This is a genomic window from Acetobacter sp. AAB5 (assembly GCF_050106715.1).
Lineage (GTDB): Bacteria > Pseudomonadota > Alphaproteobacteria > Acetobacterales > Acetobacteraceae > Acetobacter > Acetobacter oryzifermentans.
On record NZ_JBNIEW010000005.1, the window covers coordinates 1 to 20,644 of the forward strand.

Annotated in this window: 17 protein-coding genes; 10 read left to right on the top strand and 7 right to left on the bottom strand. The window is 51.1% G+C overall.

What is annotated here, in order from left to right; translation table 11 throughout:
- Window position 1: 1 nt before the first annotated feature.
- Both ACP7IZ_RS06760 and ACP7IZ_RS06765 read right to left on the bottom strand, forming a co-directional pair.
- The gene (locus ACP7IZ_RS06760) at window positions 2–712 is read right to left on the bottom strand and encodes an energy transducer TonB (RefSeq protein WP_426848398.1); all 711 of its coding nucleotides are present in this window, start codon (window positions 710–712) and stop codon (window positions 2–4) included.
- 560 nt (window positions 713–1,272) lie between these two features.
- On the bottom strand, window positions 1,273–1,548 hold the full coding sequence (locus tag ACP7IZ_RS06765) for a SelT/SelW/SelH family protein (RefSeq protein WP_426848400.1): 276 nt from the start codon (window positions 1,546–1,548) through the stop codon (window positions 1,273–1,275).
- Window positions 1,549–1,965: 417 nt separating this feature from the next.
- Here ACP7IZ_RS06765 and ACP7IZ_RS06770 point away from each other — a divergent pair, with 417 nt between their 5' ends.
- The 4 genes from ACP7IZ_RS06770 to ACP7IZ_RS06785 are packed head-to-tail and all read left to right on the top strand — an operon-like array spanning window position 1,966 to window position 8,263.
- Window positions 1,966–2,949 carry an HlyD family secretion protein gene (locus ACP7IZ_RS06770; RefSeq protein ID WP_426848401.1) on the top strand — a complete coding sequence of 328 codons (984 nt, stop codon included), beginning with the start codon at window positions 1,966–1,968 and terminating at the stop codon, window positions 2,947–2,949.
- Complete coding sequence (gene rbbA / locus ACP7IZ_RS06775; RefSeq protein ID WP_426848402.1) at window positions 2,949–5,684, top strand: ribosome-associated ATPase/putative transporter RbbA; 2,736 nt, start codon at window positions 2,949–2,951, stop codon at window positions 5,682–5,684. Before ACP7IZ_RS06770 ends, rbbA begins: the two co-directional genes overlap by 1 nt.
- Complete coding sequence (locus ACP7IZ_RS06780) at window positions 5,684–6,811, top strand: ABC transporter permease (RefSeq protein WP_089178997.1); 1,128 nt, start codon at window positions 5,684–5,686, stop codon at window positions 6,809–6,811. The genes rbbA and ACP7IZ_RS06780 overlap by 1 nt, the downstream gene beginning before the upstream one ends.
- A complete protein-coding gene (locus ACP7IZ_RS06785; RefSeq protein WP_426848403.1) occupies window positions 6,812–8,263 on the top strand; it encodes a TolC family protein in 1,452 nt (483 codons plus the stop codon).
- Window positions 8,264–8,287: 24 nt separating this feature from the next.
- Here the strand turns inward: ACP7IZ_RS06785 and ACP7IZ_RS06790 are convergent, their stop codons facing one another.
- A complete protein-coding gene (locus ACP7IZ_RS06790; RefSeq protein ID WP_426848530.1) occupies window positions 8,288–9,187 on the bottom strand; it encodes a LysR substrate-binding domain-containing protein in 900 nt (299 codons plus the stop codon).
- Window positions 9,188–9,241: 54 nt separating this feature from the next.
- Here ACP7IZ_RS06790 and ACP7IZ_RS06795 point away from each other — a divergent pair, with 54 nt between their 5' ends.
- Window positions 9,242–10,339: a YeiH family protein gene (locus ACP7IZ_RS06795; RefSeq protein ID WP_426848404.1), complete on the top strand. Its 1,098-nt coding sequence runs from the start codon at window positions 9,242–9,244 to the stop codon at window positions 10,337–10,339.
- A gap of 26 nt (window positions 10,340–10,365) precedes the next feature.
- A complete protein-coding gene (locus ACP7IZ_RS06800) occupies window positions 10,366–11,064 on the top strand; it encodes a hypothetical protein (protein WP_426848405.1) in 699 nt (232 codons plus the stop codon).
- Between the two features lie 118 nt (window positions 11,065–11,182).
- Here ACP7IZ_RS06800 and shc read toward each other — a convergent pair whose 3' ends face one another.
- The 3 genes from shc to ACP7IZ_RS06815 form a co-directional block, all read right to left on the bottom strand.
- Window positions 11,183–13,345, bottom strand: coding sequence for a squalene--hopene cyclase (gene shc / locus ACP7IZ_RS06805; RefSeq protein ID WP_426848406.1), 2,163 nt, complete (start codon window positions 13,343–13,345; stop codon window positions 11,183–11,185).
- 55 nt (window positions 13,346–13,400) lie between these two features.
- On the bottom strand, window positions 13,401–13,955 hold the full coding sequence (locus ACP7IZ_RS06810) for a TetR/AcrR family transcriptional regulator (protein WP_426848407.1): 555 nt from the start codon (window positions 13,953–13,955) through the stop codon (window positions 13,401–13,403).
- A gap of 168 nt (window positions 13,956–14,123) precedes the next feature.
- Complete coding sequence (locus ACP7IZ_RS06815; RefSeq protein ID WP_426848408.1) at window positions 14,124–14,705, bottom strand: TetR/AcrR family transcriptional regulator; 582 nt, start codon at window positions 14,703–14,705, stop codon at window positions 14,124–14,126.
- 136 nt (window positions 14,706–14,841) lie between these two features.
- Between ACP7IZ_RS06815 and ACP7IZ_RS06820 the strand changes: the two genes are divergently transcribed.
- Both ACP7IZ_RS06820 and nhaA read left to right on the top strand, forming a co-directional pair.
- Window positions 14,842–16,026, top strand: a complete 1,185-nt coding sequence (locus ACP7IZ_RS06820) for a lipase family protein (RefSeq protein WP_426848409.1) — start codon at window positions 14,842–14,844, stop codon at window positions 16,024–16,026.
- A gap of 100 nt (window positions 16,027–16,126) precedes the next feature.
- Complete coding sequence (gene nhaA, locus ACP7IZ_RS06825) at window positions 16,127–17,362, top strand: Na+/H+ antiporter NhaA (RefSeq protein WP_426848410.1); 1,236 nt, start codon at window positions 16,127–16,129, stop codon at window positions 17,360–17,362.
- A gap of 64 nt (window positions 17,363–17,426) precedes the next feature.
- On the opposite strand, the gene ACP7IZ_RS06830 is transcribed toward nhaA, so the two are convergent.
- Window positions 17,427–19,562 (bottom strand): catalase, encoded by a 2,136-nt coding sequence (locus ACP7IZ_RS06830; RefSeq protein WP_426848412.1) that lies wholly within the window; start codon window positions 19,560–19,562, stop codon window positions 17,427–17,429.
- A gap of 180 nt (window positions 19,563–19,742) precedes the next feature.
- On the opposite strand from ACP7IZ_RS06830, the gene arfB reads away from it, so the two are divergent.
- Both arfB and ACP7IZ_RS06840 read left to right on the top strand, forming a co-directional pair.
- Window positions 19,743–20,165, top strand: coding sequence for an alternative ribosome rescue aminoacyl-tRNA hydrolase ArfB (arfB, locus tag ACP7IZ_RS06835; RefSeq protein ID WP_006115479.1), 423 nt, complete (start codon window positions 19,743–19,745; stop codon window positions 20,163–20,165).
- A 129-nt stretch (window positions 20,166–20,294) separates the two neighbouring features.
- Window positions 20,295–20,627: a hypothetical protein gene (locus tag ACP7IZ_RS06840; protein ID WP_426848414.1), complete on the top strand. Its 333-nt coding sequence runs from the start codon at window positions 20,295–20,297 to the stop codon at window positions 20,625–20,627.
- The last annotated feature ends 17 nt before the right edge of the window (window positions 20,628–20,644 follow it).

A 20,644-nucleotide genomic window follows, 5' to 3' on the forward strand; every position in this document is an offset into this window, starting at 1 on the left:
TTTAGTCATCCAGCCTAAAGCGGATGACGTAGACCTTGTGCAGTTCCTTTACCGGAGCGCCATTACGCGTGGCCGGGCGATACCGGGCCTTGTGCACGTAATCCAACGCCGCCTGGGCAAAGGCCTGCCCTCCGGAAACCGACTGCACCTGGCAGTTGCTGGTCATGCCCGTAGGTTCCACATCACATGCCACTGTCACACGGCCTTCAATATTGTCTTCCTCCATTTCTGGCGGATAGACCGGCTGCACATGGTTCAGCGGCGCCGTGCCAGCCGTGGTGTCCGGCGCATCGGATGGCGGTGCGCTGGTTGCGGGCTCGGTGGTGGCTGGCGGGGCCTTGGCCGTTTTGGTCTGTGGTGGCGCCGGGTGTTTGGGTGGCGCCTTGGCCACATGCTTGATGGGCGGCTTGGGCGGTGGCGGCACCTTGATCTTGGGCGGCGGAATGAACGGTGGTGGTGGCTCGGCCATTACCGGCGGCGGTGGCGGCGGTGGAGGTGGCGGCGGTGGCGGCTGAGGGGGCGGCAGCATCTCAGCCTTGATCGGCGGATGCTCAACAGGCACGCTTGCCTTCGTGCCCATCCCATACATCAGACCCCACACACCAGCTCCATGCAAAAGAAGAACCGCTATAAGCGCACCAGCTCCAACCGCACCACCAGCGCGTAGAACATAACGCTCCTTCCCCTCCAGTTGTTGAGAGTTATCCTGCATTACGCCAGTTTCCCTCCGTTGCTTTTTTGAGAAACTTTTGAAAAAGCAACTCTAGAAAAATATTATTCCTGATAAATTGTTACTTTTCGAAGGTAAGATAAATTTTCGTTTCTTACCAAAAACAAAAAATGCACTTCCTCGTTGCCAAATAGTGATCGGGAAGGCTGTGCCTGTCAGAATCATAGCAGCGCATGTCTGTTTCCACTCAAAATAACGAAACCATACGGTTTTTATGTAGATATGACATTTAAAATGAGTCAATTGCAAAAAGACTATTTTTTATAGTTATTTTGCAATGTCTCGCAATATTCTGGTAAAGCACGAGCCTTCCCGTATGGCGCAGTTTTGTAAAAAAGAGCGCCAAGACGCATGGCTAGATACGCGTTCGGCAAACGCGCTTTGAAAAAAACCTTGAGAATGAAAGTTTGTTTGCTTGCGTTAGTTAAAGTGAGGTTTTTTAAATTGTTTTATACAATTGAAATTTAAAAGCTTAACGATGCCTTCAATATGGGCTGGAGAGATAAAAATCTCTCTCCACCCTTGCTTGTGATGCACCTATTTTATCGATCTATGTGACCGAGGTCTTTTTCTGGATCGATGATGTTTCTTACCCTTTGCTTGAGTTCTTTAGGATTGGGGAAGCCTCCGTCCCGCTTACGCTCCCATATCACTTCGTGATCTACACGGATTTCAAACTTTCCGCCTGTATCAGGGCAAAGAGCAACCTCGCCAAGCTGATTTCCAAAAGTGGAAAGAAGCTCTTGCGCCATCCATGCGGCACGCAAAAGCCAATTACACTGCGTGCAGTAGTGAATAGAAACGCGGGGCAAAGGCATAAGTGTGACTTCCAGTTTTTGAGTGAACAATATCACAAAGCGCATGAACGCATTATGGGATTGCTACAGTAGGATCTATTTTTAAATCGATATAGACGCTTTGATGTAATAACTTTGTTATAGTTTATAAGAATTACGTGCCGGGGAATTAGATTTTCCAAAAATGAACGTAGTGTCAAATTATACTTTGCGCGATTTCATTTATTTTTCCCGCCTTCTTGATCAAGATCATTGAGGTATTTTTACGCATATTTTACCCTGTATGCCCCAAAATATTATGGGCCTGTAGATTTTGCGGCAAGAGTTTATGTGTATTAAATAATAACTTGACTGACGTGTCATTATTTAACCATATTGCTCTGTCTGCATGCTGCGCTTTAACGCATTGTGATCCGCTTTTTTTCAGCAAGGTTTATTGTGAAAGCTCCTGCCAAAATTGCAATTATCGCCATTTCTCTCTTTGCGGTCGCGGGTGGAGCCTTCGCGTGGCATGAGCATCAAGTGGCTCAAAGTGTTCCTGATGGCATTATTTACGGCAATGGGCGGCTGGAATTTACCCGTGTGGATGTGGCCGTAAAATACCCCGGACGCATTACGCAATTGCTGGTGCAGGAAGGTGATAATGTAACTTCTGGCCAAATTCTTGCGCAGGAAGATAAAGCCACCATTCAGGCACAATACGACCAGACAAGAGCGCAGGAAAACCGCGCCACAAGTGCGGCTGGTCGGGCCTCGGCTGAACTTGTGGCACGGCAGGCCGCATTGCAACTTGCCCATGATGAACTGCGCCATGCCCAAAAGATGCGGCAACAGAACCTGATTTCCGATATGGAAGTGACACAAAGACGCACACAGGTTGAAACAGCACAGGCAGCGGTAAATGCAGCCTCTCAGGCTGTGCAGGAAGCTTTGCATGCCAAGGAGGGAGCCGCAGCGCAGGTTAATCAGGTTCAGACTGTGCTGGATGATATGACTATCCGTGCCCCTGTTTCTGGCCGTATTGAATACCGCGTTATTGAAACAGGCAGTGTTTTGCCGCCAGGTGGGCGCGTGTATTCCATGCTGGATCCGGTTGACCCTTACATGACGTTGTTTTTCCCCACCGCATCCATCAATAACCTTAAAGTAGGTGATGAAGCGCGCATCCGGTTTGATGGGATGGATACGCCTGTTTCTGCAACTGTTTCCTTTATTGATAGTCAGGCTCAGTTTACGCCAAAATATGTGGAAACAGCCACCGAGCGTGAACAGCTTGTGTACCGTGTAAAACTGCGCGTAACCGCAGATGAACAGAAACGTCTTGGCGCATTGTTAAAAGCGGGAATGACGGGTGAAGGCTATATCAAGCAACGGCCAGATGCAGCATGGCCTAAAGCAGCACTGTCTGGCGATGCCAGATAATGGAGGCATCTGCTGCTGAAATTCGTGTTGAAGGCGTAAGCCATGCCTATAACGGGCGAGATGTTCTGCACGATATTTCTCTCACCCTTCCCGCAGGGCAAACCATTGCGTTTATTGGGCCGGATGGTGTTGGTAAATCAACACTTCTGGGGTTAATTGCAGGTGTTCGGCATCTTCAGCGCGGGTCTATTCACACGCTTGGGGTGGATATCAGCAATAGAGCCGAGCGAGAGGCTTTTCTTTCTCGCCTTGCCTTTATGCCGCAAGGGTTGGGCAAGAACCTCTACCCTACCCTTTCCGTGCGCGAGAATATCGATTTTTTTGGTCGGCTATTTGCGTTGGATGCCACAACCCGCGCCAACCGTATTACGCATCTGTTGGATGCCACGGGCCTTGCCCCTTTTCCCGATAGGCCTGCAGGCCATCTTTCTGGCGGTATGAAGCAAAAGGTCAGCCTGTGTTGCTCTTTGGTGCATGAGCCAGATCTGCTTATTCTGGATGAACCCACAACTGGAGTGGACCCACTTTCCCGGCGTCAGTTCTGGGCGTTGGTGGAGCAAATGCGGGCTGAACGCCCCTCCATGACGGTTATTGTTTCCACCGCGTATATGGATGAAGCCGAGCGCTTTTCATGGCTGGTGGCCATGAATGATGGGCGTATTCTGGCTTCTGGCCCTACAGAGGACGTTAAAAAGCAGACCCACACCACAACGGTGGAAGCAGCTTACATCTCTCTCTTACCTGCGGCGGATCAGAAGGAAATTTCGGATTTTACAATTCCGCCTTATCAGGATGATGGCAGCCCACCCGTTATTGATGCTGAAAACCTGACACGCAAATTTGGTTCTTTCACAGCGGTTGATCACGTTAGTTTCCGTATCCGTCGGGGTGAGATTTTTGGCTTTCTGGGCTCTAACGGGTGCGGTAAATCCACCACCATGAAAATGCTGACAGGGCTGCTGGATATTACCAGCGGCACGGCAACCCTGTTTGGCCGCCCGATAACACCGGGAGACATGAAAACGCGCATGCGTATTGGCTACATGTCTCAAGGTTTTTCTTTGTATGAAGAACTGACGGTGCGCCAGAACCTTATGTTGCAGGCAGAGCTTTTTCAGCTTCCGTCAGCCGAGGCCAAACAGCGTGTTGAAAACATGCTCCAGAGCTTTCAGTTGGGGGCAGAGGCCGATAGCCGCCCAACGGGCCTGCCTTTGGGGTTTCGGCAACGGCTGCAACTTGCGGCCGCCTGCATTAACAACCCCGATATCCTTATTTTGGATGAGCCAACGTCTGGCGTGGACCCGGCTGCGCGGGATATGTTCTGGAAGCATCTTGTAGCGCTTTCACGCCAGAAACATGTGACCATTTTTGTTTCTACGCACTTCATGAATGAAGCCGCCCGGTGTGACCGCATTTCCCTTATGGATAAGGGTAAAGTGCTGGCCATGGGCACCCCGGCAGAGATTACGAAGGAGGAAGGTGCTTCCACTCTGGAAGATGCTTTTATTGCTTGCCTAGAAAAAGCGGGCAATTCCATAGCTGTTGCCAAGCCTCAACAGGCCGCTTCAGAATTAACTGCTGCAATGCGGACAATACCGCCCTATATACGCTGGTTTTCACGCTGCTGGGCTTTTGCGCGGCGTGAGGCTGTGGAACTGATGCGTGACCGCCTGCGGCTGATGTTTGCCATTCTTGGCCCGACTATTCTGTTATTGATTTCAGCTTACAGTATTTCGTTCGACATCAATACCATTCGCTACACCGTGGTAGATTACGATCACACCCACGCCAGCCGTGAACTTGTGGAGCAGTTTCGGGGTTCCCGCTATTTTCAGGAAACCGCGTTCTCGCCAGATCGCGAAACACTGGAAACGCGCATACAGCATGGACAGGTTGCAATGGGGCTGGATATTCCCCCCGGTTTTGGGCGCGATGTTGCTGCACGCCGTAACCCTGCCATTGGTGTGGTGATTGATGGCTCCATGCCCTTTTTAAGCGCCAATGTGCGTTCTTATACAGATGCCGTGCTGTTAACCTATATGGCCAATATGCAGAAAACCCTGCCAGCATCGGTAACATCTGGGTTGATACCCGTAAGCATTGTGCCGCGCTTTGTGTACAATCAGGAATTTCGCAGTATTTACGCCATGACCCCCGGCACCATCATGCTGGCGCTTATTCTTGTTCCCACCATGCTTACAGCCCTTGGTGTTGTGCGGGAAAAGGAGATTGGTTCCATTATGAACCTGTATGCCTCCCCTGCCAGTTCCGGGCAGTATCTGGTGGGCAAACAACTGCCCTATGTGGCCCTGGCTGTTATGGCTTATCTGGTGCTGGTGGCACTTTCTGTTACCGTTCTGGGTGTGCCTCTTAAGGGCTCCTTTATCGGGCTGAGCATTGGGGCCACGCTGTATATTTTGGCCAGCACCGGGTTGGGGCTGCTGATTTCTACTTTTGTAAGTTCTCAGGTGGCGGCCATTTTTGGTACGGCCATTATCTGCTTGATTATGTCTGCCAATTTTTCGGGTTTACTTTATCCGGTTTCAACACTTACGGGCTTTACCTACTATCTTGGTAAAGCCTTTCCGGCTTCGTGGTTTCAGCTTATCAGCCTTGGCAGTTTTACAAAGGGGCTGGGCGTTCAGTCCTTTCTTGGCATGTATCTGGCGTTGGGTGGTTTTGCGGCTCTTTACATGGTGGGGGCTCGCCTTTTCTTGAAAAAGCAGGATACGTGATGCTGCGCTGGCTCATGAATGTCGGCCTTCTGTGCCGCAAGGAATTTCATAGCCTGATGCGCGATTTTGTGCTGATGGGCCTGATTGTTTTTGCATTTTCTGCGGCCATTGTTCTTGTAGCGCATGGGGTGCGCGTAGATGTTGCAAACGCAACAGTTGCGTTTATTGATGAAGATCACTCAGCCCTTTCCCGCCAATTGCGGTCTGTTGTGCTGCCGCCTTACTTCAAACCCCCTACCCTAACCAACCGTATTGACGGCAAAACGGGCATGGATAACGGCACGTACAATTTTGTTATTGATATTCCGCCCCGTTTTGAGGCCGATGTTCTGGCAGGCCGCACGCCGCAGATACAGGAACTGATTGATGCCACAGCCATGACACAGGCTGGGCTTGGTAGTGTTTATCTGCAACAGATCTTTCTGGGTGAAGTGCAGGCACAACTTCATTCCCCCGATATCAATAAGCTGATGCCGTTTCACCCTGAAAGCCGTATCCGTTTTAACCCGAATAGTGAATCTGCATGGTTTACATCTGTTATGCAGGTTGTCACCAATGCAACAATTCTTTCCATTGTGCTGGTTGGGGCGGCTGTTATTCGTGAGCGCGAGCACGGCACCATTGAGCATCTGCTTGTTTTGCCTGTTTCGGCCAGCCAGATTGCTATTGGGAAAATTCTGGCAAATGGCGCTGTTATCTTTGTAGCCAGCATGCTTTCCCTTTGGATTATCGTGCATATTGGGTTGGCCGTGCCTATTTCTGGCTCGCCGTTATTGTTTGCTGCCTGCCTTATTCTATACCTATTTTCTGTAACTTCGCTGGGGATGATGCTGGCCACCATTGCGCCCACCATGCCGCAATTTGGGCTTTTGGTGGTACCTGTTTATGCTGTGGCCTATCTGCTTTCTGGCGCAGCTACGCCGGTAGAAAGCATGCCAGAGGCTGTGCAATCTTTGGTGCGGTTTTTTCCGACCACGCAATTCGTCAAAATTTCACAATCCATTTTATATCGCGGTGCCGGGCTGGAAAGTATCTGGCCTTCGCTGCTGGCTATTGTGTTCTCTTCTACTCTTTTTCTTGCCATGGCGCTGCTTCGCTTCCGCTCCATGCTTGCCCGTCAGGATTGAATGCTGATGTCTCTTTCCTCATCTTCTGCGCGCCTATTGCTCAGCACTTTTTTCTGCGCTGGTTTGGTTGCGTGCTCTCCTTTCCATACCACGCTACCGCCTTCGCATGTGGCTATTCCGGCTCAGTTCAATGCCGCGCCACAGGATGCACAGCCTACGGACTTAACAAACTGGTGGACAGCGTGGCAGGATCCATTACTTGATCAACTTGTGCACAATGCGCTGGCTGCTAACCCCGAAATACGGATGGCGCAGGAGCGTGTGCAGGAATCTCGCGCCTATACACAAATGGCCAAATCTGCCTTGTATCCTACCATTGGGGCCACAGGCGGCATGATGGGCGGTGGTGTGGATTGGCGGCATCCGGTGCCTCCGCTCATGAAGATGGCAGATCCGGATATTCAGGACCCAGCAACAGATGGGCATTTGGCTGGCATAACCATGGCGTGGGAGCCAGATATCTGGGGCCGCAACCGTGCGCGTAAACGGGCTGCGCAACATATGGCTCTGGCGGCGGCAGACGTGCTACATGGCACGCATATGGCCATTGCAGCAGATGTGGCCGCCAACTATCTGACTGCCCGCGGGCTGCAACAACGCATTGTGCTGCTGGATCAATCTGCCCGCACGTTGCAGGAGCTTGGGCGGTATGCCACGGCCCGGTTTGATGCAGGCCAGACCACACGGGCTGATCTGGAAACCATAACGGCGCAGGTTCAGCAAGTGCAGGCGCAAAGGCCATTATTGGTTGCCGCGTTGGATGCGTGCCGCCATCGGCTGGCTATTCTATCCGGCTTACCCCCTGAACAAGCGCCTGATCTCACCGCACCGGCTCAATATCGGGTGCCCGCGCCGCCTGCTACGGAACTGCCTTCTACAGTGTTAGACCGCAGGCCCGATGTGCTGCTGCAAAAAAACATTGTGCAGGCCAATCTGGAACGGTTGATTAGCACTAAAACAGACCTTTTGCCGCGGTTTGGGTTAGAGTTTTTTGGTGGTGATGGGCGTTTGCGGTTTGATGGTATTCCGGGTGTATCCGGTTCTGGTGGACTTATGGCTGTGAATGCCTATCTGCCTCTTTTTACGGCTGGGCGCATACAGGCCAAGATACGCGCGGCGGACTCTCAGCTTAAACAGGCTGTGGCATCGTATGATCAAACTGTGCTGACAGCTTTGGCAGAAGTAGAAGATGCTTATGAAAGCCGTTCCAGCGCAGACCAGAATATTGCCAGCCTGAGCGAAGAAGTTTCATCCCTTACCCTCGCCACAACTCAGGCGCAGGGGCTTTATGAGGGCGGGCAGTTTACCATGCAGGATATTCTGACAACCCGGATAAAAAAGATTTCTGCACAAGATGAACTGGTAAGTGCGCAAACTCGGCAGGCCCTCTCAACAGTGCGTCTTGCCCGTGCTCTTGGTGGCGGTTGGGATACGCAAACAACCAAACGGTAAGGCCAGCACCTGATTGTTGTATTTTTAGGTATGCTGTTTGCCGGATTGGGCAATCAATTCCAACAATGCTTCTGCTGCAGGGCTACGGTAACGCTCCTTATGCCGCAAACCGTAAAAGAAGCGTGTGCTTAAAGCCTGGGGTACGGCATGTAACGTGCCCGCCAGCACGGCTGGAGATACGACCAATGCGGAAAGAGCGCCAATACCTGCCCCTGCCTCAATGGCTGTGCGTACGCTCTCATTAGAGGGGAGCACGAGTGTTACGTCTAACTCTGCTGGGTCTATGCCGTGCTGGCGTAAGGCGTGCTCCAATGTGGTGCGGGTGCCAGAGCCCGGTTCGCGCATGACCCATTTGGCAGAGCGTAACCATGCAGCATCTATGGTGTTAGGCACACAGGCATCGGCTTGCACAATGCTCAGGCTATCTGTTGCAACGGGCCACTGCGCCAAGGCAGCGTCATCCACCAGCCCTTCCACAATACCTAAATCAACTTCACCATTCTTAACACGGGTTGCAGCTTCTTCTGTATTGCTGATGGCAATATCCATGACAATTTGAGGATACTTCTGTCGGAATTGCACCAAAAGTGCTGGCAGCCAATAGGCGGCAATGGTTTGGCTGGCAACAACGCGCAGTGTACCTTGCTTAAGCCCGCCAAAGGCTTCCAGCATGTTTTCGGCGGCTTCTGCCTGCGCCAGAACAGCGCGGGCTTCGGGTAAAAACAGGCGACCCGCCTCCGTTAGGCAGATGCCGCGCCCAACACGATGAAACAATTTTACCCCGTGCTGTTCTTCCAGCGTAGCAATGGCGGCCGATACGGCAGATTGCGTAACATGCAGGGCCTTGCTGGCTGCTGTAACGTGTTCGCGCTCGGCAACGGCAATAAAGATACGAAGCTGTTCCAATGTCATGCCTGATTTTATACCACAATCAATCATAATTTTCGATTGGAATAACCAGAATAATGAGTTGGAGTGATGGAATGGGTCTCCCTTATCTTTCGCAAAGAAAGGGACATTGCCATGCTCACAACATCTCAGGCGCAACCATTATTCAAGCAACGCATATTGGACGTTATCAGCCATAATCTCCCCGGTGTTTTGCTGTGTTTAGCGATTACGGGCGTTGCCTATTGCTGCCAGCAGGTTGAAGAATTTTTATGCGGGAAAATCTGGCTGGAAATGCTCAATCTGGCGCTTATTGTTGGTGTGGCTGTGCGCGCTGTGCATAAGCCAGATCTGTTATGGCAGCCGGGTATCAGAACATGCTCCAAAACGCTTTTGAATATTGGGATTGTACTTCTGGGGGCCTCTTTTAGCATTGATGCAGCTTTTTCTGCCGGGCCTTGGCTTTTGGTGGGCGTTATGGGGCTGGTTGCGTTCAGTGTGATATTTACCACTTGCTGTGGCCGCTTGGTGGGGCTGCCTATGCCACAAACCCTTTTGGTGGCATGTGGTAATTCCATTTGCGGTAATTCTGCCATTATGGCAGCGGCCCCCACCATTCATGCCAAAGATGAAGATATTGGCGCAACAATTGCCTTTACGGCGGCCGGTGGTTTGATACTAGTTGTGGGGTTGCCACTTGTGGCCCCCTTTCTTCCTCTGGATAGCCGAACCGGTGGTGCTCTTGCTGGCCTAACAGTTTATGCTGTGCCACAGGTTACGGCTGCGGCCTCCGCTTTTGGCGGAAATGCTGGCCACATTGGTATGCTGATTAAACTCATGCGCGTGTTGATGTTGGGGCCAGTGTGCATTGCTCTTTCCGTAATCCATGCACGGTTAAACCGGGGAAAGATCCAGCACACGCATCGTGCGCCTCAGATGGTGCCTTGGTATATCGTTGGTTTTATCATCATGATGATTGCACGCTCCATAAACGTTATCCCGCATGACATCATTGAACCTTTAAGCCTTGCAGCCAATTTTTTAACCATTCTGGCTATGGCTGCGTTGGGCCTGTGCATAGATATACGTTCTGTTTTTCGGGCGGGTCTCCCTTTGCTTCTGACTGAAGGGTTTTCTCTGCTCGGGCTGATTTGTGCAAGTATGCTACTGCTGAGAGTCATGTTCTAAAAAGCTATCTGTATCGGGAGCCCATATTGCATAATCTAGACTTTAGTTCATGGCACAGCTTCCTGTTCACCATGATCGGGCTTTCGCTTATTACTTTAATTGGTGTTGGCATCCGGCTTTTGATGATGGTGCTGATTCAGCAACGGCGGGAGCGTATGAACCGCCAGATCAATGAGCGTTTGCGCACATTGATTGCTGCTTACCGCACCTTGGGTGGTTCTTTTACCGGAGATCTGGCCGTAGACCCCAGACATAAGCGAGATTTCCGCGTTGCGGCAGATACAGAAGCCATGACAACCACTTCTGTATTGGAAGATGCCAACGCATCGGACCGTACGAGGCGTATTCGTGATGCTGTAGAGGCAGCTTTATCCGATATCATTCTTCTAGGCACGGAAGAGCATGTGCGTTTAGCGGAACACGCTGCCCGAGAACTGGTGGCGGGCCAGCGGGTGCATACGCATGATCTGGTTGTATCCTTGCGCAATTTTGTAAGGCAGGCGCTGGATCTTGCCCCCATTCCATCAGATCTGAGTATTCCCACACAAGGGCCAACCCGCGTGCAGGCTTCTGGCGGTAAAGGGAAAGATGGCGGATCAGAAAAATCCGGTGGCGGTGGTGGTAATGGAGGAGGTGGAGGCGGCATGCAAGGCGGCGGTGATATGGCTATGACAAGTAGCCAAGCTGCGGAGCATCAGGACCAGATAACGCCCTCTGGCCATTAAGGCCAAGATTTGCAGCTTCAACACCTCACCCGCATTGCGGGGTGTTATGTGTGCCGTACCTCGTGCCATAAGGATACAGGAGAGTAATCCTGTATCCTTATGGGCCACCATTGCGGCATTAGTTCCCGATTTTGATTAAACGGGAAGCACGGCTAAGTGCAATAATCGGGAAAAGCTGCCGGTAAAGATCATAACGCAGCATAAAGGCGCGTGAGAGTTCGGCCCCCTGCATCAGGCGCTTTGAAATGGCCGGATCATCCAGTTTGATGGTTTGGCCCACGCCGTAGCCGGGAAAGCCCGTGCCAGTGAATTCCTTTTCATTCCAGCTTCCGTCTTCTTCTTGCAAATCAATCAAGTAGCGGCAGCCTTTGGCGATGGCATCATAATCCTGCGGCCGGTTGGCGGCTATCAGCCCCATAAGCGCCCATGCCGTTTGAGATGGCGTTGTGGTGCCGCGGCCAATGGATTCCACTTCCATATAGGAAGCGCAGCTTTCGCCCCAGCCACCGTTTTCTTGCTGGGAGTTAATCAGCCAATCGCACGCCTTGGAAATGTAGGGCTGTGTCATGTCCTCACCCAAGGCAGCCAGAGCGGGCAGAACGGCCCCTGTGCCATACAGGTAATTCACGCCCCAACGGCCAAACCACGGCCCTGTGGGGTCTTGCTCCTTGCGGATATACGCAAGCCCACGCTGAATACATGGCAGATCACGCGGGAGGCCCAACAAGCCAAACGCTTCCAGAACGTGCGCTGTTACGTCTACCGATGGCGGGTCTAGGGCTTCCCCAAAATCGCAGAACGGAATTTTGGCAAGAATGCTCTTATTGTTGTCCTTGTCAAAAGCGCCCCAACCACCGCAAGAACTCTGCATAGCTACCAGCCATCGAACACCACGGCCAATGGCTTCTTCTACGCCTTTGGCTTTCCATTCTGGCCTGTTACGGCAAGATGCAAGGGCAATTAGTGCAACGGCGGTATCATCTGTATCGGGGTATCTGTCATTGGCGTATTCAAACGCCCAGCCGCCGGGTTCTGTGTTGGGGAGCTTAACAGACCAATCCCCTTTTACGCGCACTTGGCGGGATAGCAGCCAATCCAGTGCTTTATCCATTTCTGGGGTAAAGCGTTCTTCGGCATTGGCATCATGCAGCGCCATAAGGGAGAGCATAGTATCCCACACCGGGCTGTTTGTGGCCTGAATCCAGCTGGCATCTCCTTTATCATGCCGCCAACCGGGATCATTCAGCGCATCAAGGGCCTTGGCCATAACAGGATGATGGAATTGGTAGCCCTCACCATGCAGGGCCATCAGACCATACACCCATGGCGGCTGAATGCCCCCCCATCCGCCATCTGCATCCTGATGCCAGATAATCCATTCCAGCACGTCTTTAATGGCGGCTTCCCGCGAAGGGGCGCGCTTGAGGAAAGAGGTTTGGAGCCAATGCAGCCCCTTGTCAGCCATGCGGAAGAAATCGGCAATAACATCTCTGCCCTCTTTGGTGGGCAGTTCGTAATCAAAGTTTTCCCGACCACCAGGGAAAAGGGCATTCAGCCGATCCTGCGGACGCAATGGACGAGATGGACGGCGCGCAGACAAAATAGCCAGCGGCATCATGGTAGCGCGGGCCCACTGCGCAAAGTTGTAAATGGAAAACACAAAATTATTGGGGAACCAGATAATTTCTGGCGGAAGATTAGGTGTTTTCTCCCACGGCCATTCCCCAATCAGGGCCAGCCAGTAACGGGTGAACACACGCACATTCTTCAGGCCGCCTTTGCTGATAATCCACGCTGCGGCTTTGCTAACTGTTGGGTCATCTTCTGCGTAACCCAAAGATCTGAGTGCTGCATAGGCTTCCACCGTTGCGTTGATATCACCACTACCAGCGCCATAATATGTGCCCCAAGATCCATCCGGGCGCTGCATTTCAAGCAGAGCCTTGCCCAGACGTGGCCGCAAAGGGTGGTCTTCCAGCCCCAAAAACCACAGGGCCAAACACCATTCAGCTTCCATGGAGGCATTGGAACCAACAGATCCAACCCAATGTCCGTCGGGCTTTTGCTGCTTCATCAACCATTCACAGGCAGAAGAGAGCGTATGTGTCAGGCTGTTTCCCATTGCCTTAAGGGCGGACATATTTGCCGGAACCTGTGGGGTGGGTTTTTGACGCACAATATCCGAGCTTCCAGACTTAATAAGGGTGTTAACGTTTGTTCCCTGAGTGTCTGAACCAGAACGCAAAATCTTCTTTAATGAAAAACGGCTTGCCATATTCATTGTGTCATACCTGCGCGAAATATCATGAAAGACTCATTGGTTCCTGTTTTAAAGATCACGGTGTTTCTACTTGGGGCGTAATAAGCCGCAGGCAATCTGTAAACACTGTATCCCATCCAGACTGATCCATAGCGATAAAGCCGAAGCTTCTGAGAAGAAAAGCCCCTTCCGCGGCAAAAATTGCCGTACGCGCCTGATGCGCATCTTCCGAGGTGGCGTTACAATCCCCAAACCATCCGGCGTACCATTCCCGTATCCGGTTGAGGTATTTGGGAGATTGCAGCAAGGTAATAAGCATTCCCACCATTCTGGCTTGCGTGGCGGCATCTATCTGGCGGCAGGCCATAACATAGGCGCGTGCCCGCTCTGCCAGAGAAGCCTTGGGCCCCACATATTTTGCTATTTCCAGATCAAACGCTGCTATCCAGCGATCAATCATGGCGGTAATCAGATCATCCTTATTGCCAAAGCAATATTGCAGGCCGCCTTTGGTAATTCCCGCGGCCTTGGCTACGGCATCAAGCGTTAAAGCAGTTGCTCCGCCCTTCTGAACAAGCTGTTCCGCGCTGTCCAGAACGCTCTCCCGATCAATGGTTCTGCGGCGGCCCATGCACCGTCCTTTATTATTTCAATCCGTCCGGATGGAATTAAAATGGGAGCGATGATTGTGCAACCGCATTATTGGAATGCACGAATGCATTTTTAGAATGGCAGAAAGCCATTCATTCTAAATGAAGAATCATCCATAACTATATGATAGTAAATATAAAAACTAAATTCACAACCTAAGGGCATCTTCAATAAGCGCATCCAAAGTCATGCCCTCGCCTTCTCGCGTCAGCAAGGCTTCCAAAAGGCCGTCTATCGCCAATACAGCTAAGCCATGCACTTTGGCCCACAAGGCTGCGCGTGCGCCAGCACGTGTATGGGCGGAATGCTTGCCTTTTAGGTCTCCTACAAATTGAGTGAGCATGGCGGATGTTTTGCCCGCAGCCGCAGCCAGATGCGGGTCTTTTCTATCAATTACATCGCTACGGAACATAAGGGTAAACAGGCCCGGGTGTTGCATGGCGAATTGTACATAGGCCACGCCAACAGCGTGTGGCCCTTTATCAAGCAGCGGTGTAAGCGTTGCCGCCAGTTCTTCATATCCTATTGTTGCCAGCGCACTGAGCAAGCCTGTTAAATTTCCAAAATGCGGAATTGCAGCTGTTTGTGAGACACCCGTATGGCGTGTAATGGCCCGCAACCCTAGGGCTGCAATGCCTTGTTCCTCTAGAATGGCGCGCGCAGAACGCAAAAGAGCGGTTGGGAGATCTCCATGATGGTAAGCTTTTTTAGGCTGAACAGGCTGGGCCATTATGTATTTTCCAGAATATTCGCGATAGCCATCAGAACACTTGACATTCTTTTCTCATGCTCCATTCTTAACGTTGTTAAGTTTCAGCGTATCGGGCGGTCAAACACAAGACCAATAGCCTGAAGAAGGATATCTCTTGCGTTTTCTTCCCTCTGTTTATCATGTTTCTCGTTTGGTTGCTGGTCTTTGCCTTATGGGTGCAAGCTCCAGCGCCATTGCTGCATCGGCAGCCCCATCTGGTGCGGCTGGTACGCTCACATCGTCTCAATCTTTGCCAGTGGCTTTTACATTGCCTGATGCTGGGCGATCCTTGCGTATAACCTACCTTTCCACCAATGGCATTACGGGCAAAGGGCTGGTGCCGGTTACGGCAGAAGTTATTCTGCCCGCAGGCAAGCCACCTGCTGGTGGATGGCCCATTGTTGCCTGGGCGCATGGCACGGTAGGTGTTGCAGGCCACTGCGCACCCTCTAACAATGCGTGGAGCGCACGTAACAAGCGTTATCTCTCTGAATGGATGAAACGTGGCTTTGCTGTAGTAGGTACGGATTATCAGGGTTTGGGAACCTCGGGTATTCATCCGTATCTGAACGCACGCGTGGAAGCCTATAACCTGCTGGATAGCGTGAAGGCCGCCTTGGCCTCGGTGCCAGATTTGCAGAACAAAATCATGATTGTTGGGCAATCTCAGGGTGGTGGCGCGGCGTTTGCCTCCGCAGCGTTTGCACCAACATATGCGCCAGATTTGAATATCCGAGGCACTGTGGCCACGGGTGCACCGTATGTTACGCCAGAACTACTTAAGCAAATAGCCACCGCGCCGGATAATGCGCCGTATAATCCGGTTATCGTTTATGCGCTTTATCTGGCACAGGGGCTTTCTGGGTATGATACAGCCTTTAAGCCAGAAAGCGTTTTTACAGCTAAAGCCATGCCAGCCTATCGTGCCGCAGCCAATTTATGTGTGCATGAGCTGACAGATAAGGTGAAGGCAGATGGGTTGAATTTTAGCAATTCACTTCAGCCTGACTTTGCAAAAAATCTCGCTCCGGCTTTAAAGGCCATGCAATATCCTACCATGCATCTGGCTCAACCACTGTTTATGGGCACGGGAGAGCTGGATAAGGATGTGCCTCCACCGCTTCAGCTCGGGCTGGTAAAAGCTGCCTGTGCTGCTGGCACAGTGGTGCAGGCACATGTTTACAAAAGCCTGAACCATGATCAGACGGTAAATGCCTCGTTGCCAGATTCAGCTTCTTTCACGCAGGATGTTATGAACGGGCAAGCCGTTACGCCGCAATGCACCCCAACGCCGGAATAAAATTACCCAGACATATTGAGGTTTGCTGATAGGAAGAGAAGCGGCGGTTTTACGCTTTTCTTCCCTTGTGCGGGGCATGTAACGCCTTCAATATTCACGCATGACAGATACTTCTGCTGCGTGCGTTCATCGTATCCAACGTTTTTTGCAATCTCCCGCAGGAGGTGCAACAGCCCTGCTCCTAGCCTCGCTTGCAGGGTTTGCCCTAGCAAATTCGGCTTGGTCTGATGGTTATGAAACCCTGATTACAATGCCTATGCGGCTGCCTTTTTTAGAGCGGCATATGCCAGATACACTTGCGGCATGGGTATCTGATGGGTTGATGACGCTGTTTTTTCTGCTGATTATTCTGGAAATCAAGAAAGAGATGGTTTCGGGCCATCTTTCATCCATGCGCCAGATTGCCTTGCCATTGATTGGCGCATTGGGGGGAATGGTTGTGCCAGCGCTTACCTACCTTTTGGTAACGCATGGGCATACAGAAGCATTTCATGGATGGGCCATTCCTGTAGCCACAGATGCTGCATTTACACTGCCCGTTATTATGGCGCTGGGTGCGCGTGTTTCTGCCGGGGCGCGTGCATGGCTTATGGCGCTTGCCATTTTTGATGATGTGTTGGGCATTGTTGTTATTGCCCTGTTTTATGGTTCTGCCCTTTATTGGCCCGCGCTGGCAGGTGTGTTTTTTGTTACCATGGCCATGATTGCTGCAAATCGGTTGTTGGATTGCAGATCTGTGTGGGTTTACGCTCTTGGGTGCTTGCTGCTTTGGGGCATGCTTTTATCTTCCGGCCTGCACCCAACGCTTGCTGGGGTTATTACTGGTCTTTGCCTGCCAGCCCAGCCATGTGCAAAAAATACAGAACAAATAACACCGCTTGAAAAAGTATCCTCCGCACTAACACCTTTTGTTACGTGGCTGGTGCTTCCCCTATTTGGCTTTATGAATGTTGGGGTTTCTCTTGCTGGCGTGCATCTGGGCACGCTTCTTGCTCCTGTTCCCCTTGGCATCATACTGGGGTTGGTGGTGGGAAAGCCCGTTGGTGTGTTTGGGGCAACCATATTGTCATTCCAGTTGCACATAGCCCCTGCCCCAGCGGCAACATCGGTGAAAATGCTTTTTGGGCTTTCCTTGCTGTGTGGCATTGGTTTTACCATCAGCTTGTTTATTGCCGGTCTGGCATTCCAGGATACGGATACGGTCGTATCAGCAAAACTGGGGATTTTTGCCGGGTCTGTTATTGCGGCCTTGGCGGGTTGGTGCTGGCTGCGCTGTTCGCCCGTTACACAGCGCAGCCAGTATCCTGCAAATTATGAGGCTATGAGTAACAAATAGCTTTTGGCAAAATAGGCAGCCCTCACCCATGTTCATAAACGCGCGTGAGGGCTGATGTGTATCCTTAATCCAGCTTTTCACGTTGCCAGAAGCGGAGTGCGCCGCAGGTTTTTACAAACGCATTGGCATCGTTTTTGCCACCAAGTTTGATGCAGCCTTTATCAACATCTTCTGCCAGACCTGCCTTTTTAAACAACGTGCAAGCTTCTGCAGAATAGCCAATAAATTTGTTATGCGTGAAAGCATCGGTCAGGAAATCTTTGGCTGCTGGATTACTGGCCAGCACTTTTGTGCCTTCCTTGGAAGCAAGAATAGCGACGGCATCGTAGAGTACAGATGGGCCGCCATCTATTTTCTGTTGCGCCGCTACCTTGGTGCCATCCGATAATGTAATGCCGCCAATTTTGGAGGCAACAACTTCATAATCGGCTTTTTCTGCCTGAAGAGCGGCAATAAGCGCAGCAAAAAGGTCTGCATCTATACCATCTGTCGCCAAAATACCCATTTTTCGGCCAGCAAATGTTTTTGGCCCATTCTTAAGGATACTGAGCGCATCAGATGGCGGAAGATCTGTGCGTGTAGGCTGTGTTCCTTGTGCGGGTTCTGGCAGTGGTAAGCCCAGCCCGTCTGCTACTGTTGTTGCCAGTTCCTCATCAATATGCAGCAGATGAGATACAACGCGGGAGCGGATATCGGGCCGTTCCACCTTGCTCAGCTCAAACGTAATGGCATCTGCTATATGCTTTTGCTCAATGGGCGTCTGGCTGATGTAAAACTGCCGGGACTGACTGTAATGGTCTGAAAAACTTTCAGGCCGCAGGCGCCGTTTGGGGCCTGTTTCCTCGCTCGCAAAACTGCGAAAGCCCTGTTTGGGGTTTTCACGCGGGCCACCGGCGGCCCCCCAGCTATTTGGCTCATAATTGGCGCGGCCTACAGGATTGTGCATGGCCATATGCCCATCTTGCTGAAAATGCGCCATGGGGCATTTAGGAGCATTAATGGGGATATGCGTAAAATTGGGGCTACCAAGCCGTTTGACCTGTGTATCCAGATACGAGAAATTTCGGCCCTGAAGCAGAGGATCGTTTGAGAAATCAATGCCGGGTGGCACATTCTGTGTGCAGAAGGCCACCTGCTCTGTTTCGGCAAAAAAGTTATCAACAACGCGGTCCAGTACCAGGCGGCCCACTATTCTGACAGGTACCAGTTCCTCTGGAATAAGTTTGGTGGGGTCCAGCACATCGAAATCAAACTTTTCGGCAAATTCTTCATCAAAGAGCTGTACGCCAAGTTCCCATTCGGGAAAGTCTCCGCTGGAAATTGCACTCCAGAGGTCTCGTCGGTGGAAATCAGGGTCCGCCCCGTTGATCTTGACGGCTTCGTTCCACACAACAGACTGCAAGCCCTGCTTTGGCTTCCAATGAAACTTCACAAAGGTTGAGCGGTCATTGCTGTCTAAAAAGCGGAATGTATGCACCCCAAATCCTTCCATAAAACGGAAGGAACGCGGGATACCCCGATCCGACATCACCCACATGATCATATGAAAGCTTTCTGGGCTTAGCGAAATAAAATCCCAGAAGTTGTCATGGGCAGATTGTGCCTGCGGAAAATCACGGTCTGGCGCGGGTTTTACAGAATGCACCATATCAGGAAACTTGATGGCATCCTGAATGAAAAATACCGGAATATTATTGCCAACCAGATCCCAGTTGCCTTCCTTGGTATAAAGCTTGACGGCAAACCCACGGACATCTCGTGCGACATCAAATGAACCTTTGGAGCCTGCAACCGTAGAAAACCGAACAAAGGCAGGCGTACGTTCCCCCACATTCTGAAAAATGGCGGCTCGCGTAACGTCTGCAAGGCTGTCTGTCAGTTCAAAATACCCATGTGCACCATAGCCACGAGCATGCACAACGCGTTCGGGAATACGTTCGTGGTCAAAATGAAAAATCTTTTCCCGGAAATGGAAATCCTCCATCAACGCCGGGCCACGTGCACCGTAACGCAGAGTGTTCTGATCATCCGCTACGGGAATACCCTGAGCAGAGGTAAGCGTTGCCACATCACCACCAGCTTGCTGGTGTGTTTCTCCCCCATTCCCTTGTTGCTCGGTATAGCTTGGTTCAATTTTATCTTTATCTGCTTTTAAACCGTTTTTAGCAGCCTTGCTTGGCGTATTTTTTTTGACAACCATGATCTTCTCCTCGCCAGTGTTTCGGCGGGAGCGTCGTCCCTTTACATAATCTTAAATCGTGCGTTTCTAAGGTTTCGTCGCTCCCCGTATTCTTATTTTTACGCATGAGCTGCAAAATGGTTCCAACGGCAGATTTTGGGCGCACAAGCATAACAACACAAAACGTGTTATGCTGAACTTATGGCAATCTCTATCCTTCCCAACATTTCTCTGGCCGATTCCGAATTGGAGGTCACTTATATTTTGGCGTCTGGCCCTGGCGGGCAAAATGTAAACAAGGTTGCCACGGCTGCCCAATTACGGTTCGATGCGGCACATTCTGCTTCTTTGCCTGATCGCGTGCGTACGCGCTTGCTGGAACTGGCGGGAAGTCGGGCTACGCGTGATGGGGTTATTGTTATTACAGCACGGCGGTTTCGCACACAGCAGCGCAACCGTGAGGACGCAGTAGAGCGTTTGGCCGCTTTAATACGTGAGGCTGCACATCGTCCGGCTTTTCGTGTTGCCACCCGCCCTAGCCGCGCAGCGCGCCAACGGCGGTTGCAGGGAAAAGCGCATCGCGCACGTATTAAACAAGGGCGCACAGTGCGGTTTGATGATTGATATTGTAAAATAAGCCAATGTGGATAGGCTGGCATTTCCTTTAAAAATTATTTTTAGTTCTACCTTATATAAGGTCCAACCCGTTCTGGAACGTTTCATCTGTTCCTGCGTTGAATAACGGCTCAATACTTGGCGGTTAGAATTATATTCTATCTGTCATGGTTACATGATTTTCTTTCTCGAAATCTACCTAAAGTACAATCGAAACGTCTGCGGCTGGCTTCTCTTGGATGGAGAACGAATATGCGCACTCCCTTTGTAAACAATCAGGCTCCTGCTGCTCCTTCAAAAACAAAAAAGAAGGTGGAGCAGAATGTAGCTGATGGTGGCAACGCAGCCAGTAAAAATGTTTTGCCAAATCCCACTAAAACAGAAAACAAAATGGTGAAAAACCATACTTTGTTAGAAGAAAAAGTGCCTTCTGCCAGCGTAAAAACAAGAAAAAGCCTGTTCCGTAAATAACAAATAAAGGCCGCATT

What these genes read in the sequence shown, in the direction of transcription:
- ACP7IZ_RS06780 (WP_089178997.1), top strand. Translation starts at nt 5,684, where the DNA reads ATGCTGCGCTGGCTCATGAATGTCGGCCTTCTGTGCCGCAAGGAATTT.
- ACP7IZ_RS06785 (WP_426848403.1), top strand. Translation starts at nt 6,812, where the DNA reads ATGCTGATGTCTCTTTCCTCATCTTCTGCGCGCCTATTGCTCAGCACT.
- arfB (WP_006115479.1), top strand. Translation starts at nt 19,743, where the DNA reads ATGGCAATCTCTATCCTTCCCAACATTTCTCTGGCCGATTCCGAATTG.
- ACP7IZ_RS06810 (WP_426848407.1), bottom strand. Translation starts at nt 13,955, where the DNA reads ATGGGCCGCCGCAGAACCATTGATCGGGAGAGCGTTCTGGACAGCGCG.
- rbbA (WP_426848402.1), top strand. Translation starts at nt 2,949, where the DNA reads ATGGAGGCATCTGCTGCTGAAATTCGTGTTGAAGGCGTAAGCCATGCC.
- ACP7IZ_RS06765 (WP_426848400.1), bottom strand. Translation starts at nt 1,548, where the DNA reads ATGCCTTTGCCCCGCGTTTCTATTCACTACTGCACGCAGTGTAATTGG.
- shc (WP_426848406.1), bottom strand. Translation starts at nt 13,345, where the DNA reads ATGAATATGGCAAGCCGTTTTTCATTAAAGAAGATTTTGCGTTCTGGT.
- ACP7IZ_RS06795 (WP_426848404.1), top strand. Translation starts at nt 9,242, where the DNA reads ATGGAATGGGTCTCCCTTATCTTTCGCAAAGAAAGGGACATTGCCATG.
- ACP7IZ_RS06760 (WP_426848398.1), bottom strand. Translation starts at nt 712, where the DNA reads ATGCAGGATAACTCTCAACAACTGGAGGGGAAGGAGCGTTATGTTCTA.
- ACP7IZ_RS06830 (WP_426848412.1), bottom strand. Translation starts at nt 19,562, where the DNA reads ATGGTTGTCAAAAAAAATACGCCAAGCAAGGCTGCTAAAAACGGTTTA.
- nhaA (WP_426848410.1), top strand. Translation starts at nt 16,127, where the DNA reads ATGACAGATACTTCTGCTGCGTGCGTTCATCGTATCCAACGTTTTTTG.
- ACP7IZ_RS06815 (WP_426848408.1), bottom strand. Translation starts at nt 14,705, where the DNA reads ATGGCCCAGCCTGTTCAGCCTAAAAAAGCTTACCATCATGGAGATCTC.